The organism is Bradyrhizobium sp. ma5 (assembly GCF_042258955.1).
GTDB lineage: Bacteria > Pseudomonadota > Alphaproteobacteria > Rhizobiales > Xanthobacteraceae > Bradyrhizobium.
Window position 1 is genome coordinate 6,922,582 of sequence record NZ_CP170156.1, and the last position, 15,202, is coordinate 6,937,783.

General features: G+C 65.3%; 15 protein-coding genes. 11 read left to right on the forward strand and 4 right to left on the reverse strand.

Annotated elements, in window-relative coordinates; translation table 11 throughout:
- Positions 1–3 precede the first annotated feature (3 nt).
- Together ACE103_RS32605 and ACE103_RS32610 are read right to left on the reverse strand one after the other, a co-directional pair.
- Positions 4–795: an alpha/beta fold hydrolase gene (locus ACE103_RS32605; protein WP_375776388.1), complete on the reverse strand. Its 792-nt coding sequence runs from the start codon at positions 793–795 to the stop codon at positions 4–6.
- A gap of 11 nt (positions 796–806) precedes the next feature.
- Entirely contained in the window at positions 807–2,426 is a 1,620-nt protein-coding gene (locus tag ACE103_RS32610) for an FAD-dependent monooxygenase (RefSeq protein WP_375776389.1), read from the reverse strand.
- A 109-nt stretch (positions 2,427–2,535) separates the two neighbouring features.
- Here ACE103_RS32610 and ACE103_RS32615 point away from each other — a divergent pair, with 109 nt between their 5' ends.
- The 8 genes from ACE103_RS32615 (at position 2,536) to ACE103_RS32650 (ending at position 9,477) form a co-directional block, all read left to right on the forward strand.
- Positions 2,536–3,432 (forward strand): LysR family transcriptional regulator, encoded by an 897-nt coding sequence (locus ACE103_RS32615; protein WP_375776390.1) that lies wholly within the window; start codon positions 2,536–2,538, stop codon positions 3,430–3,432.
- A 294-nt stretch (positions 3,433–3,726) separates the two neighbouring features.
- Entirely contained in the window at positions 3,727–5,100 is a 1,374-nt protein-coding gene (locus tag ACE103_RS32620; RefSeq protein WP_375776391.1) for an SRPBCC family protein, read from the forward strand.
- A complete protein-coding gene (locus ACE103_RS32625) occupies positions 5,100–5,615 on the forward strand; it encodes an aromatic-ring-hydroxylating dioxygenase subunit beta (RefSeq protein ID WP_375776392.1) in 516 nt (171 codons plus the stop codon). The genes ACE103_RS32620 and ACE103_RS32625 overlap by 1 nt, the downstream gene beginning before the upstream one ends.
- Positions 5,616–5,623: 8 nt before the next feature.
- Complete coding sequence (locus ACE103_RS32630; RefSeq protein WP_212316359.1) at positions 5,624–5,947, forward strand: non-heme iron oxygenase ferredoxin subunit; 324 nt, start codon at positions 5,624–5,626, stop codon at positions 5,945–5,947.
- A 37-nt stretch (positions 5,948–5,984) separates the two neighbouring features.
- Complete coding sequence (locus tag ACE103_RS32635; protein ID WP_375776393.1) at positions 5,985–7,298, forward strand: MFS transporter; 1,314 nt, start codon at positions 5,985–5,987, stop codon at positions 7,296–7,298.
- 77 nt (positions 7,299–7,375) lie between these two features.
- Positions 7,376–7,888, forward strand: coding sequence for a MarR family winged helix-turn-helix transcriptional regulator (locus ACE103_RS32640; RefSeq protein ID WP_375776394.1), 513 nt, complete (start codon positions 7,376–7,378; stop codon positions 7,886–7,888).
- Positions 7,889–8,017: 129 nt separating this feature from the next.
- Complete coding sequence (locus tag ACE103_RS32645; RefSeq protein ID WP_223976780.1) at positions 8,018–8,299, forward strand: hypothetical protein; 282 nt, start codon at positions 8,018–8,020, stop codon at positions 8,297–8,299.
- A 224-nt stretch (positions 8,300–8,523) separates the two neighbouring features.
- Complete coding sequence (locus tag ACE103_RS32650; RefSeq protein ID WP_223977035.1) at positions 8,524–9,477, forward strand: helix-turn-helix domain-containing protein; 954 nt, start codon at positions 8,524–8,526, stop codon at positions 9,475–9,477.
- A gap of 7 nt (positions 9,478–9,484) precedes the next feature.
- Here ACE103_RS32650 and ACE103_RS32655 read toward each other — a convergent pair whose 3' ends face one another.
- Positions 9,485–10,354 (reverse strand): DUF2066 domain-containing protein, encoded by an 870-nt coding sequence (locus ACE103_RS32655; protein WP_375776395.1) that lies wholly within the window; start codon positions 10,352–10,354, stop codon positions 9,485–9,487.
- Positions 10,355–10,566: 212 nt separating this feature from the next.
- Here ACE103_RS32655 and ACE103_RS32660 point away from each other — a divergent pair, with 212 nt between their 5' ends.
- Positions 10,567–11,580 (forward strand): NAD(P)-dependent alcohol dehydrogenase, encoded by a 1,014-nt coding sequence (locus tag ACE103_RS32660; protein ID WP_375776396.1) that lies wholly within the window; start codon positions 10,567–10,569, stop codon positions 11,578–11,580.
- Positions 11,581–11,589: 9 nt separating this feature from the next.
- On the opposite strand, the gene ACE103_RS32665 is transcribed toward ACE103_RS32660, so the two are convergent.
- Positions 11,590–12,363, reverse strand: a complete 774-nt coding sequence (locus tag ACE103_RS32665) for an enoyl-CoA hydratase-related protein (protein ID WP_375776397.1) — start codon at positions 12,361–12,363, stop codon at positions 11,590–11,592.
- A gap of 101 nt (positions 12,364–12,464) precedes the next feature.
- Between ACE103_RS32665 and ACE103_RS32670 the strand changes: the two genes are divergently transcribed.
- Both ACE103_RS32670 and ACE103_RS32675 read left to right on the forward strand, forming a co-directional pair.
- Positions 12,465–14,054, forward strand: a complete 1,590-nt coding sequence (locus ACE103_RS32670) for a gamma-glutamyltransferase (RefSeq protein WP_375776398.1) — start codon at positions 12,465–12,467, stop codon at positions 14,052–14,054.
- A 45-nt stretch (positions 14,055–14,099) separates the two neighbouring features.
- The gene (locus tag ACE103_RS32675) at positions 14,100–14,954 is read left to right on the forward strand and encodes an enoyl-CoA hydratase-related protein (protein ID WP_375776399.1); all 855 of its coding nucleotides are present in this window, start codon (positions 14,100–14,102) and stop codon (positions 14,952–14,954) included.
- Positions 14,955–15,202 lie beyond the last annotated feature (248 nt).

The following is a 15,202-nucleotide window of genomic DNA, read 5'->3' on the forward strand; positions in this document are numbered from 1 at the left end:
TTGTCAAGCCGCCTTCTTTTTTGAATTCAGAAATGTCGCCACCGCTTCCGCGACCCGCTCGGGGGCCTGGATCGACGCGACATGGCCGACGCCTGCAATGGTCCTGGTCTCGACGTGCGCAAAGTCGCGGGCGAGCGCAAATGTCTCCGCGTTCGGGATCAGCCGGTCGTCGCCGCCCGCGAGCAGCAGCGTCGGGCGATCAAAGCCGGTCAGATCGGCGGCGACAGGCTGTGCGAGCAAGGCGCCGCGTCGTGCCTTCTGGCCGTCGTCGCGGTTGGAGCCACGAAAGATGTCGATCAGTTCGGGCCGAACGCGCAGATACTCAGGCGGAAAGAAGAACTCCGCGATCTTCGGCGCGTTGCCCCCTGTGTCCGCGCGGTACGACGCGAGCGTGCGGAACACATCCGCATTGACGTCGAGCGGGCTCCTGTTGACCTTCCAGGTGCTGCTCAGGATCAGGCGATCAATGCGACCGGGATGGCGGGCCGCCAGCACTTGCGCAATCTGGCCGCCCAGCGAGGTTCCGAAGACATGGGCACGATCGTAACCGAGCCCTCCAATCAAGGCCGCGGCGTCATCAGCCAGGTCGGCCAGCGAATAGGACGACGGAGGATTCCTGGTGGCGCCGGAATCGCGCTGGTCATAAGCGATCACGGTAAAATGCGCCGCCAGCGCGGGCGCAAGGCCGTCGAACATCGAATGATCGGCCTCGCCGCCATGCAGCAGCACGATCGGTTCGCCGCGTCCGGTTTTCTCAAACGCCGTGACGACGCCGCCAGATTCGAACGATTGCATGGGAGCCTCCACTAGTGCAGCAACGTCGAAAGCGCGCCGGCCAATTCCTTCGCCGGATCCGACGGCACCCACGGCATCCGCCACGCCACGTGCCCGTCAGGGCGCACCAGCACGGCGCCGCGCATACCCAGCTGGAATCCGTCTGCCGGGTCGGCTGACGGCAGTTGTTTCAGCGAAAGCGGCAGGCCGATCTTCTCCGAGACCTGCTTCCCCGCCTCCAGCCACTCGCAGCCGAGCGGCCCTGTGACGACGGTGAACGCCTTGTCGAACCAGTCGAGCGTCGATTTCTTGCGCGAAGGCTCCAGCCACATATGCGGAAAGCGCGCGCCGGGACGGTCGGACGGCGTGTAGTAGCGGGAGTTCAGCGCCTTCGCGACGGTGCCATCGGGGATGACCGCGCCATCCTCGTAATTGTGTCCGAGGTTCTGCCCGATGCTGTGCAGGTGATTGTCCATATCGTTGATCCAGAACCTGATCCGGTCCGGATTGCGCGATCGCACGGCGTCGTCAGTCAGCCCAAATCGCAGCCGATTGCCGTAGCTGAAATTGGCATTGGATTGCGCGATCGGGCGGCGTTCGCTGGAATAGCTGTCGAGCAGCTTTTCGTCCGCACGGCCCTTCAGCACAAAGGCGAGCTTCCAGGCGAGATTATGTGCGTCCTGCACGCCGGAGTTCAGGCCGAAGCCGCCGGTCGGTGGAAAGCGGTGCGCGCAGTCGCCGACCAGAAACACCCGGCCCTTTCGAAAGGTCTCGGCGACCTGCATGCTGACGCGCCAGATCGAACGGTTGAGAAGCGTCACGTCGAGGTCCGGAATGCCGACATGGCCGCGCGCGATCTCGATGAACTCCTGATCGGTCCACGGCCGCTCGCGATCGTCCTTGGCCAGGCCGATTTGCGTCACGGTGAGCCAGCGATCCCGGCCGTTGGTGTTCAGGATGCCGGCGCGCGGCAGATCGGGCTTGTCCGGGACGATGATGAAGCCGGCGGCCTCACGCGCGATCGGCAACCGCGACAGATCGGCCCGCCAATACTCGTTCGACATCACCGCCAGCGTAGACGGCCCGACCATCTCGATCCCCGCGCTGCGCCGCGTCTGGCTACCCGCGCCGTCAGCGGCGATCAGGTAGGTCGCCGTCCACTGCGTCACCTCACCGGTCTTTTCGCAACGTGTCGTGACGTTGACGCCGCTGTTGGTCTCCTCGAACGATTCACAGGCCGTGTTGAACAGAACCGTGGCGTGCTTGGACTTCTCGACCACTCGCAGAATTTCCTCCTCGACGGCATCCTGCGCGACCAGGCTCTTCCAGGCAGGGGTATGTCCGACATTCGGCTCGGGACGGGTACGGCCGAACTCGTGACCCGCGATGCTGTCGAGGAACACGAACATGTCGGAGTTGTCCTGCAGCCCGCGGTCGCGGATCGCCTGCTCGATCCCCCACTGCCGGAAGATCTCCATGGTGCGGACCCAGCAGCCGCGCGACTTGGGATGATCCGTCGTCGTCGGGCTCTTTTCGACCACGACGCAGTCGATGCCGAAGCGATCGAGCAGCAATGACATCGCAAGCCCAACCGGCCCGCCGCCGGCGATGAATACAGACGTCTGGCGTGCCTCGTCGGTGGCGATGCCCATGCTCGTCTCTCCTCCGTTTGATCGTTGGGGAGAGACTGCTCTCTTTTTGGTATCTCACAAGAATATGTTTGATATGGTATCCATCTCGAATTGAGATGGGGCGCCCGTCATGGACCTGCGGCAGATCCGCTATTTCGTTGCCGTCGCCGAGCGTGGCGGCTTTGCCGCCGCAGCGAGCACGCTGAACGTCGCCCAGTCGGCGCTCAGCCGCCACGTCAAGGAACTCGAAGACGAATTGGGTGGCGCCTTGCTCGAACGCGGCGCGCGCGGCGTCTCGGTGACGGAATCCGGCAAGGTGCTGCTCGCGCGCGGGCGCTGGCTGCTCGGCACGATCGACGACATCAAGGCCGAGGTGCGCACGGAAAATCGCGAGCCCAGCGGTACGGTGCGGATCGGCGCGCCGCCAAGCCTCGGCGATATCCTCTACCCGCCGCTGGCCCAGACATTCGTGAAGCAATTTCCACGCGTGCGGCTCGAGCTCAGTGAAGGCTTGACGGAAAACGCATCCGAACGCCTGCTGCGCGGTGAGCTCGATCTGGCGATCGTGACGACGCCGCCTCCCAACGATCACCTCGACTATGAACTGCTGATGGTCGAGCAGGTGTTCCTGATCGGACCGGCCCACGATCCGCTGCTGAAGCGCGGCAGACTGACCCGCAAGGAGTTCGACGCCCTGCCGTCCGCCGTGGGCCCGCTCAGCCGCAACCCGTTCCCATCGACGATGCCCTGTCCGGTACGGGTCGACAACAGCACGCCGATGAAGCGCATGGTGGCCGCGGGCCTCGGCTACGCATTGCTACCCTTTTCCGGCATTCACCAGGAAGTCGCTGCCGGTACGCTAGCGGCAGCGCTGTTGCCGTGGATGCGCGCCGACCGCGTCCTGGCATTGCCGCGCGGACGGCCGGTGAGCCGGGCAACGCGTGAAGCGATTGCAACGTTGAAGAAGATCTGCCGCGCTTTGATCGATGACGGGATTATCCTGACCGCGCCGGCGCGCAAGAGCTGAGCACGCCACTCCCTCCAAACGATCTGCTCGTTCCGCGCTGGTGCCCATCGCGCGGGCCCCATTCGTTGCATCCCGCCGCCCGCTCTAGGCGGCCGGCCTGCCCCACCGCGTCCCGCTCCGGCTGTCCGGTCAACCAATCGTCTTGACGATAGTTGTCATGACAACTATAGAGTCACTCCAAGATTGGCGATCAAGCCGGCTGTTCCCGCCGTGGACGGACGAGAGCTGCAATGGCTCTGCGGGCGACCTTGGGTTCGCCTGGCACCGCCGGCGGGAAGCCGAAGGGAGGACGTGATGAACGCTGCTTCGCAGAACCACGCGGCACGGCTGCGGGAGATTTCCCGGCTGATTGACGACCGTCCCAGCGAACACATCTTCCAAGTCGATCGCCGGATCTTCAGCGATCCGGAGGTGTTCGACGCCGAGCTGCGGCATATTTTCGAGGCCACATGGAATTTCATCGGCCTGGAATCCCAGGTCGCCCGGCCCAACGACTTCGTCACCACCCATATCGGCCGGCATCCGATTCTGGTGATGCGGAGCGCCGAGGGCAAGGTCGGCGCCTTCCTCAACACCTGCCGGCATCGCGGAACGGTCGTCTGCCCGTTCAAGCAGGGCCGGCAGAAATTCCATGTCTGCCGTTATCATGGCTGGGCCTACGACTCGAGCGGCCGCAACATCTCGGTGACGGAGGAAGCCAGCGGGCAGTATCCGCTGTCCTTCTCGAACCAGAATCACGACCTTCTCCCGGTCGCCCGGCTTGGCTCGTATCGCGGATTCCTGTTCGCAAGCCTCTCAGGCGACGTTCCACAACTGGAGGAGTTTCTCGGCGATAGCCGCGCCTTCCTCGACCTCATCATCGATCAGAGCGACAGCGGTGAAGTCGAGTTCGTGCCCGGCGCCAGCACCTACACGTTCGATGCAAACTGGAAGCTGCAGTTCGAGAACGGCCTCGACTACTATCATTTCGCGACCACTCACAGCTCCTACGTCGATATCCTGAAGAAGCGCAACGCCACCACCGGGCCGGACGCCGGCTTCACGGTCGAGCCGGAAGGCGAACAGGAAGGGCAAGGCAGCTTCAGTTTCGACTATGGCCACGCCGTCAACTGGTCGATCAAGCGCACGCAGCTCTATGGCCGTCCGCTCGGCATGGATCCGGCACGTCTCGATGCCGTGCGGCAGCGCGTCGGCAGCACCCGCGCCAAGTGGATGCTGCGGCAACGCAACCTCACGATCTTTCCGAACCTCCAGGTGATCGACATCCTGTCGGCGCAGGTGCGGACCTGGCGCCCGCTGGCGCCCGACAAGACCGAGATGGTGTCGCATTGCCTCGCGCCGGTCGGCGAGAGCGCTGCGGCGCGCACGCTTCGGATTCGCAACTACGAAGACTTCTTCAACGCATCCGGGCTCGCGAGCTCCGACGACAACGTGATGTATGAATTCTGCCAGACCGGCTACGACGCGACGTCGGCCGCGCCCACGCAAGGCTATCTGCGCGGCGTTGCAGACGTCGGCCACGGCGAAAGCGCGCACACGCGCGAGCTCGGCATAACGGCGTCCGAATGGTCGTTCGGCCCCACCAGCTTCGGCGGCGAGACGAATTTCCACCCCGGCTATCGTGAATGGCGCAGGCTGTTGCAGCACGCCGCGGGGGAGACGGCGTGATGGCTGGCAGCGCAATCGAACAAGCCGACGCTCAGGCGGTCGCCGCCGCTGTCATCTTCCGCGAGGCCCGCCTGCTCGACACCGGCGAATGGACCGATTGGGTCGCGATGTACAGCGAGGACGCCGTCTACTGGGTGCCGGGATGGCTCGACGAATACACCACGACCAGTGATCCCGATACGCAGGTCTCGCTGCTCTACCACGATGCACGGCGCGGACTGGAAGAGCGGATCGCTCGCATCGAGTCGCGCAAATCGATCACGGCGCTGCCGTTGCCGCGCACCGTGCACCAGATCTCGAACCTGGAGGCGTCCGAGAGCGGACCTGACGAGATCACCTGCCAGTCGGTGTTCTCGGTGCACGTCTACGACCCGCGTGTCGCCAAGGAGCATCTGCGCCATGGGCGCTATCAGCACACGCTGAGGCGCGAAGGCGAGACCTGGAAGATCGCGCGCAAGGTCATCACGCTGGTCAATGACCGGGTCCCGACCGTGCTCGATTTCTACAGCATTTGAGAGACCACATGACGGATCAAGGAATCTGGCACGAAGCTGCCGCACTCGGCGCGTTGAACGAGGGCGAACCTCACGGCATCGAGATCGCCGGCCACCACATCGCGCTCTACCGCGTCGGCAGCGAGTACTATGCGACGAGCAACATCTGCACCCATGCGGAGGCGCTGCTGTCCGACGGCATGCTGGACGGCTGCGAGATCGAATGCCCGCTGCATATGGGCCGCTTCGACATCAGGACCGGCGAGGCGCTGACCAGCCCGGTCGAGATCGACATCCAGACCTATCCCGTTCGCGTGGCGGGCGATCGGCTGGAAGTCTGCCTGCCCGCATAAGACGACCATCAAAAAGCAAGCATCGGGGGAAGCCGGGATGACCGAAGTCGTGATGGACAAGGCGGTGAGCGCGACCGCCGATCCGGAGATCGAACGCACCACCATCCGCAAGGTCGCGCTGCGCCTGATGTGGTTCGTGATGGCGATGTACTTCCTCGCCATTCTCGACCGCGGCAACATCTCCTTTGCCGCGCTGCAGATGAACAAGGAGCTCGGGCTCAATGCCGAGATGTTCGGCATCGCGGTCGGGATCATGTATTTCACCTATTCCATCTTCGAGATCCCGAGCAATCTGATCCTCGCCAAATACGGCGCCCGCGTCACGCTGACGCGGATCGCGATCCTGTGGGGCATCGCCACGGTGCTGATGGCCTTCACGCAGGGCCCGCTCAGCCTCTATGCATTCCGCGGCTTCCTCGGCTTTGCCGAGTCCGGCCTGTTTCCCGGCGTCATGCTGCTGCTGAGCCTCTGGTTTCCGTTCAGCTACCGCGCCCGCTACAACGCCATGTTCAATTATGCGGTGCCGATCTCCTATATCTTCGCCTCGCTGATCTCCGGCGTCATCCTCGAGCTGAACGGAACGTTCGGCATCGCCGGCTGGAAGTGGCTGTTCATCCTCGAAGGCGTGCCGCCCATCATCCTGGGGATCGTCGGCATCTTCTATCTGACCGACCGCCCGCAGCAGGCGAACTGGCTGTCGACCGCGCAGCGCAACTGGCTGACCGGCGCGCTGGAGCGCGACGCCAAGGCAACCGGGGTGGTGCATGCCGAGGGCGTGCTCAGGACCATCACCAAGCCGATGGTGCTGCTGTTCGGCCTGTGCAATTTCGGCCTGTTCTGCGGGCTGGCTTCGCTGTTCCCCTGGCTGCCGCAGATCATCAAGTCGTTCGGCCTGCCGAATTCGCAGGTCGGCTTCGTGACCGCGATCCCGCCGATCGCCGGCCTGATCGGCATGATTGCACTGTCACGGCACTCCGATCATGTCGGTGAACGCTTCTACTATGCCGCGACGACCTTCGTGATCGCGGCAGCGGGCTTCGCAATCGCGGCCTTCTCCACATCGCCGGTCTGGATCATCGTCGGATTCATGGTTGCCAATGTCGGCGTCTATGGTACGCAGGCCGTGTTCTGGACCATTCCGCAGTCCTACATGTCGCGGCAGAGCGCGCCGGGAGCGATCGGTCTGGTCAGTACCATCGGCAGCATTGGAGGTGCGACGATCCCGATCGTGATCGGACGCGCCAAGGATGCTTCCGGCAGCTTCACTACCGGCTTCCTCGTGGTATCAGGCGTTCTCCTCGTCGCGGCGGTCCTGGTGTTGATCGCGCGCACACAACTCGTGAAAGAATGAAAAGCCGGACTGCTCCAAATCGTACCAAAGTCGCTGACGCGCGCCACGCCCCGCAGGAGGACGCGCGCTCGGAACTGGTGATCGATTTCGAACGCTACGTACCGACGGTGCTGTCGAGCCTGGTCGCGAAGTTGCGCGCGAACGCCAACGCGTTCTTCCCGCAGGCCTACGGCGTCTCGCTCGCGCAATGGCGGGTGCTGTCCTATCTCAGGGAGCATGAGCCCGCCAGCGCCTACGACATCTGGACCAACGCGCAACTCGACAAGGCCGTCGTCAGCCGCGAGACGACGTCGCTGAAGAAGAAGGGGCTGATCGAGCTGACCCCGGTCCGAGGCAGCGCCCGGAACCGGAGCGAGATCCGCCTGACGGCGCAGGGCGTGGCGCTGCTCGACCGCAGCCTCGACGAAATCCTGCGCCGGCACAGCAACCTCACGGCCGACCTCGACGCCAGGACGTTGGACACCTTCTTCCGTGTCGTTGATCACATCGAGCACCGCATTCCTCACATGGCCGATCCGTCCGAACATGCAGCGCCGGCGCATGCGCCGGTCAAGCGCATTGCGAAGCGGCGATCGCCGAGCGGCGGCTGAAAAGCGGCAGACCGGGAAGCGATTCGATTCACGGTGCGGTGAGCGCATGAAGGAACCGGGCGTAATTTAGGTTTCAGTAAGCAAGTTGTAGCTAGAGTCGATCAGTGAGTTGCGTATAGGAGACTTCCAGTGATCGACTTTGACGAACTTCGTAGTATCGCCGCGGATGTTCGTATCTTTATCGATGCCTCGGAAGACAAGGGCAGCGCCCTGAAGGCCATCGTCGAGGCCTACGATGTCGTCCTCGGCATTTTCCCGGCCGGCCCCGGAATGGACCTTCACGTGGTCAAGGGCACCGAAGTCCTCAACCACATCGCGCAGACCCAGGCCTCGTCGGGTTTCACGCACACCGCCATCGCGTTCCAGACCCGCGAGCAGGCTGTTGCGCTTGAGCACCTGATGGCGGCCTAGCGACCGGCGCAGACGCCTGGCGACTGCGCAATTTGCTTTAAGATCAACCGATTGCCCGCCATGCGGCGGGGGCGATATGCACTTTGTGCCAGTCTCGTCCCCAGGGCGCGCGGTCCTGGCAAAACGACGTGCCGACCCATCAACTCAGTGCCGTCGTCCACGTTGCCTTCCCGAGCAAAACCGGCAAAAATCCCGCCGACGATTCCGCCGTGGGACGCATGGATATGGGCCAGCACCTGACGGTTCACAGCGGCGAGCTTGACGGCTTCGAGGGACTCCACGACGCCGTCAAGGGCTCGCATGTCGAGGTCATGCAGCTTGAGCGCGGCAAGCTGCGCGGGACGCTGTCCCATGTCGGGATCGGCGATTTTTCGCTCAGCATCGGCGCATTCAACGTCGGGGTCCGCACCCAGCGCACTTCGGCCGATAACAAGCTGATCATCGGAATGCTGCTGAACGCCACGGATCGCGTCACGCATTGGGCATTCGACATGCAGCCGGCCGACGTGCTGGTGATCCCTCCGTCGGTCGAGCATGACGGCGTCTTTCACAAGGCCTCGTCCTATGCCGCCATTCGCTTCGACATGGCCGATCTGCCCGACATATTCGGCGGCGAGCCGCGGCTCGCCGATGCCGAAACCTGGCAGGCAAAGAACCACTTTCGCGCCGACCCCGCGCTCGGCATGGCCGGGGCGGCCAGACTGCCGCAGATCGTCGCGCATCTCGCCCGGTATCCGGACGCGCTGTCGGACTCCTCGTCCGAGTTCTGGAAGCGCGCGATCATCGAATGCGTCAGGCCGACGGCCATCACATCGCTGCCGTCAGACGGAACCAGCTATCTGCCGTCGGCGATGAGGCTGGTGCGCCACGTCGAGGACTATCTGCACGCCGCGGGCGCCCGCCCGGTCCATGTCTCGGAAATCTGCACCGAGCTTCGGCTGTCGCGACGCAGCCTGCACCGCGCCTTCCACGAGGTGTTCGGCGTCGGCCCGGTGACGTTCCTGCGCTACAAGCGGCTCTGCATGATCCGTTCGATCCTGCGCGAAAGCACGCCGGAGCAGACCACCGTTTCCAAGGTCGCGATCGAACAGGGCTTCATCGAGCTCGGGCGCTTCTCGCAATACTACCGCGCGATGTTCGGTGAGTACCCGTCGCAGACGCTCGGCTACGCCGGCTAAAGCAAGCTCATTTCGATCGTCCCGGATCGCCATTGCCGGACAGCACCTGCGCGGCGCCGCCGACGCCACGCCGGAAGGCCTCATCGAAGGTGACGCCGCGAAACTGCCAAGTGTAGTCCTTGCCGCGCCACGCCATCCGCCATCGCGTGACCCAGCCGAGATCCTTGTCATCCCAGACCAGCTGTCCGACCAGGATGGCCTCGCCGCCCTGCGGCGCCACGATCGCACTCAGCTGCGCGGGCGGCATCTTCAGGAGCCCGGCGGCCGTGAAATTGGTGCGCGTCAGCGCAGCCGAATCAGGCAGCACGAAGCGCATGCCGCGCTTGCCGGCGGCAGCCGCGAGTGCATCGCGCTGCAGATCGGACTGCGTCCCGTCCGATGTGACGATGAAGTCCTTCGGTCCGTGCAGCATCTCGACGAACACGCCGAGCGCCGGCCGCTGCGATCGCCACGGCTTGAGGCCGAGCTTGGCGAGAACGCCGTCGATCTTGCTCTGGTCGAAAGCGACCGTCAGGTCGTAAGGCCGGTCGCGGGTGCCCTGCTCGTCATGATGCGGCTTGCCGGCATACTGGTCGTGATAGTCGAAACTGCTGACGAATTCTCTGGCCTTCGCTTTGTAGGCGGCAAGCCTGCGGTCGCCTGCAAGCATCGGCTGACCTGACACCTTGATCAGCACGTCCTCCAGACATGCACCGAAGCCGATGATGCGGTTCGGCTCGCCCTGGCCGGTGACGACGGTCTGCGCGCGGTAGAGGCTGTCGTCCGCCGCCGCCATCACGCCACTGCAACAGATCAATGCGGCGGCAAGCAGCGTTCGGACCACACCCCGTGCGAACGCCGCGATCGGATTGGGTTTCGTCTCAAGCAAGGCAGCCATGGTCACCTCCGCTCGGTCACTTCATCAACGGCACATTGGCGGTATTTTACGGCAGCGCCAACATGTTCGGACATGGGCGCCATTCCATCAGCCGCACTGCACGCTATGGCCACGTGCCGCAGGCCTGACATATGCTGGGTGGATGCGCGGCGGCGCCGGGTGCGCTGCCCAAGACAAGAAGATCGACGAGAACAGCCAGCAGGAGACGCCCCGTGAAATGCTATGAGTTGCAAGGCCCCGGCGGCGTCGATGCGCTTGCGCTGGTCGACAAGCCGGTTCCGCAGGCCGGCCCCGGCGAGGTCCTGGTGCGGCTGAAGGCGGCGACGCTGAACTATCGCGACCTGCTCACGGTCAAGGGCGGCTACGGTTCGCGGCAGAAATTTCCGCTGGTGCCGGTGTCCGACGGCGCCGGTGTCGTCGAGGCAGTCGGCGCCGGGGTCAGGAGTTTCGCACCCGGTGATCGCGTGATCGGCAGCTTCTTCGAAAGCTGGCTCGGCGGCGAGCCCAGCGAGGGGCGGATGCGCGCGGCGCTCGGCGGCAGCGTCGACGGCGTGCTGACCGAATACCGGGTGTTTCCGGCGCACGCGCTGGTGCGCACGCCGGACCATCTCAGCGACATCGAGGCCGCGGCGCTGCCGTGCGCCGGCCTCACGGCATGGAGCGCGGTGGTCAAGCTCGGCGACATCAAGCCGGGACAGTCCGTGCTGACCCAGGGCACCGGCGGCGTGTCGCTGTTCGCGCTGCAATTCGCCAAGATGTGCGGCGCCCGCGTCATCGCGACCTCGTCCAGCGACGCCAAGATCGTGCGGCTGAAGCAGCTCGGCGCCGATGTCACGCTCAACTACAAGACCACGCCCGACTGGGGCAAGAAGGCGCGCGAGCTGACCGGGCGCGGCGTCGATCTCGTCGTCGAGGTCGGTGGCGTCGGCACGCTGAATGAGTCGATCCGCGCGACGAAAATCGGCGGCACCATCGCCTTCATCGGCGTGCTCGCCGGTCCCGCTTCTTCCGACACAAGGCTGCCGCTGATGGTGATGCAGCAGCAGCGGCTGCAGGGCGTCACCGTCGGCTCGATCGAGGATCTGCAGGCGCTGTGCGACGGGATCAGCATGCACGGCGTCAAGCCGGTGATCGACAAGGTGTTCGCGTTCGACCAGGTCAAGGACGCGTTCGCCCACATGGCGAGCGGCGCGCATTTCGGCAAGATCGCGATTGCGATCGGCTAGCATGCTGGCCTAGCGCCCCGTGAACTGGGCCTTGCGCTTCTCGACGAAGGCCTGACGGCCTTCCTTCGCGTCGGCGCTTTCGCGGATCACCATCTGCAGCTCGATCTCGCGGCGGAACTGATCGGCGTAGCTGGCGTGCTCGCTCTCCTCGAGCAGCTGCCGCGTCGCGACCAGCGCGCGCGTCGGGCCATCGGCGAGGCGGCCGGCGAGCGCTTTCGCCTCGTCGAGCAGCTTCGCGTCGTCCACGACATCGCGCACCAATCCCCACTCTTTCGCCCGCTCAGCCGACAACGGCTCGTTCAGCAGCATCAGCTCGAGCGCGCGCTGGCGCCCGATCAGGCGCGGCAGCAGCCAGGTCGAGCCGAGGTCGGGCACCAGGCCGATCCGGCTGAACACCTGGATGAAGCTCGCCGAGCGCGCGGCCAGGATGATATCGCCGGACATCGCAAGGCTGAAGCCGCCGCCGGCCGCGACGCCGTTGACGGCGACCACCACCGGCATCTGGCACTCGCGCAAGGCCTGCATCGCCGGCCAGTAATGCTTCATCACGCCGGTATAGATATTGTCGCCGAGCGAGTTGAACGCCTTGAGATTCTGCCCGGAGCAGAAGCCGCGTCCCTCCCCGGTCAGGACCAGCGCGCGGATGCCGGGTTCGACGCCCATCTCGCCGACGGCGCGCGCGAGATCGCCGAGCAGTTCCGGCGTCATGGCATTCAGGCTGCCGGGATCGTTCAGCGTCAGAATGCCGACCTTGCCGTCCCTCTCACGCTTCACACTGCTCATTTTCCGCTCCCCGAAATTGGTTCTTGTTGCACTGACAGTGCCATGCTTGGCATGCTACGCCAACGCGACCCGCCCGCAACAAGAACAGCGAAAGCAACGCCATGTCCGACCAGTTCTCCAACTCGCAAGTGATCCGCAAGCCGGCCGTCAGCGCCAAGGGCGGCATTGTCGCCGCGCAGTCGCGCAAGGCGGCCGAAGTCGGCGCGGAGGTATTGGCAGCGGGCGGCGATTGCGTCGACGCCGTGATCGCAACCACCTTTGCCCTCGGCGTGCTGGAGCCGTGGATGAGCGGCGCCGGCGGCGGCGGCGCGATGGTGCTGTACCGCGCCAAGGAGAACCGCGTCGAGGTGATCGACTACGGCATGCGCGCGCCGGACGGCCTGCGCCTCGAGGACTATCCGCTGACCGGCGGCGCGGCCTCCGACCTGTTCCCCTGGGCGCGGGTCAAGGACGACCGCAATCTGCACGGACCGGGCTCGATCGCGGTGCCCGGCGTCGTCGCCGGCATGGAAGAGGCGCATCGCCGCCACGCCAAAATGCCGTGGAAGGACCTGTTGGCACCGAGCGTCAAGCTCGCCGGTGAAGGCCTGCTCGTGGATTGGTGGACCACCGACATGGTCGCTAGCTCCGCCGCGGATCTGCGGCGCTATCCGGCCAGCGCCGCGGCGTATCTGCTGGACGGCCTGCCGCCGAATGCGCAATGGGGCATCAAGTCGGTGGTCCGCATGCCGCAGGATAGGCTGCAGGCGACGATGGCGCAGCTTGCCGCGGCCGGCCCGCGCGATTTCTACGAAGGCGATCTGGCGCGCAGCATCGCCGACGACATCCAGGCCGCTGGTGGCGCACTGTCGGTGCGCGATCTCGCTGCCTTCCGCGCCCATCTGCGCGAACCGCTCAAGATCCCCTATCGCGGCGGCACGGTCTACGCGACGCCGGAGCTGACCGCGGGTCCGACCATGGCGCGCACGCTCGGCTTGCTGCAGAAGGCGCTCGCGCCCGCGCAGGGCGGTCCGGATGCGGCCACCTATGCTGCCTACGCCGAGGCGCTGCAGGTCGCCTATCGCGAGCGGCTGAAGGACATGGGCGACGTCGACGGCCGCCGCGCGCTCGGCGCCGAGGCGATCGCCCCAAGCTGCACCACGCATTTCTCCGCGGTCGACCGCGACGGCAACATGGCCGCGGTGACGCAGACGCTGCTCTCGACCTTCGGCTCCAAATTCGTAACGCCGAACACCGGCCTCACCATGAACAACGGCATCATGTGGTTCGATCCGACGCAGGGTAATCCGAACTCGCTCGCGCCCGGCAAGCGCTGCCTGACCAATTACACGCCCGTGGTGGCTGAGGCTGCAGACGGCCGTCGTCTTGCCGCCGGCGCATCCGGCGGCCGCCGTATCCTGCCCGCGGTGTCGCAGCTGCTCTCCTTCGTGATGGATTTCGGCATGGACCTCGACGCCGCGATCCATCAGCCACGCATCGACGCCAGCGAAGGCAATGTGGTGATCGGCGATGTCCGCCTGCCGCAAGCTGTGCGTGAGGTGCTGCGCGGCAGCTTCGACTATGCGGAGGCGCGCATCCAGACCCAACCAAAGAAGTTTGCCTGCCCCAGCATCGTGCTGCGCGACGGCACCACAAACAGCGGCGCCACCGAGCCGTTCCATCCGTGGAGCGATGCAATCGCGGAGGCGTGAACCGATCACGGCAAGCATAACAACAAGCATCCCGGGGAGGCCGTCATGAGCTACGAACACATCACGTGCGACATCGACGGCTCCCTGATGATCGTCACGCTCAATCGGCCCGACAAGCTCAATGCCTACACCGGCACCATGGGCGCGGAGATTGCGGACGCGTTCCAGCGCGCCGATGCGGACGACGGCGTCCGCGCGATCATCGTCACCGGCGCGGGCCGCGCCTTCTGTGCCGGCGCCGACGTCTCCGGCGGCGCCAAGAGCTTCGACACATCGGGCAGCCACGGCGCCGGTGTGTTCGCAAGCGCCGGCCAGCGCAGCGGCCGCTTCGTCGAGGCGATCTTCAACTGCCGAAAGCCCTCGATCGCCGCGATCAACGGCGCTGCAGTCGGCGTCGGCATCACCATGACGCTGCCGATGGATATCCGCATCGCCGCTCGCGGCGCCAAGATCGGCTTCATCTTCGCGCGCCGCGGGCTGGTGCCGGAGGCCGGCAGTGCATGGTTCCTGCCAAAGCTCGTCGGCCTGCCGCAATCGCTGCGCTGGTGCCTCTCCGGCCGGACCTTCGATGCGGACGAGGCGTTGGCCGGCGGCCTCGTCAGCGAGGTGGTCGAGCCGGATGCCTTGCTCGAGCGGGCGCGGCAGATCGCCCACGAGATGACGGCGGAGACGTCGGCCGTGTCGGTCGCGCTGACCCGCCAGATGCTCTGGCGCTTCGCCGGCGCGCCTGATCCATTCGAATTGCTTGCGATCGACAAGCCGATGTCGGTCGAGCGCGGCGGCCACGCCGACGTGCGCGAGGGCGTGCAGTCCTTCATCGAGAAGCGGAAGCCGGCCTTTTCGGGCAAGGTCTCGCAGGACATGCCGAGCCAGTATCCGTGGTGGTCGCCGTCGGAATGATCGGAGATCGCGGCGCGGAGACCGCCGCGCTTCGAGACGGCCGCTGCACCTCACGGTCGCACCTCACGCACCACCGTCGTCCCGGCGAAGGCCGGGACCCATAACCACCGCGCGCGGTGATGAATGGGATAGCGGCCCCAGCGTCGCGCAACGATTGAGATTTGGGGTAATGGGTCCCGGCCTTCGCCGGGACGACACTGAAGATGTGGTACGGCCGGTGAGTCACATATAGGCATTCCCGCGACGCG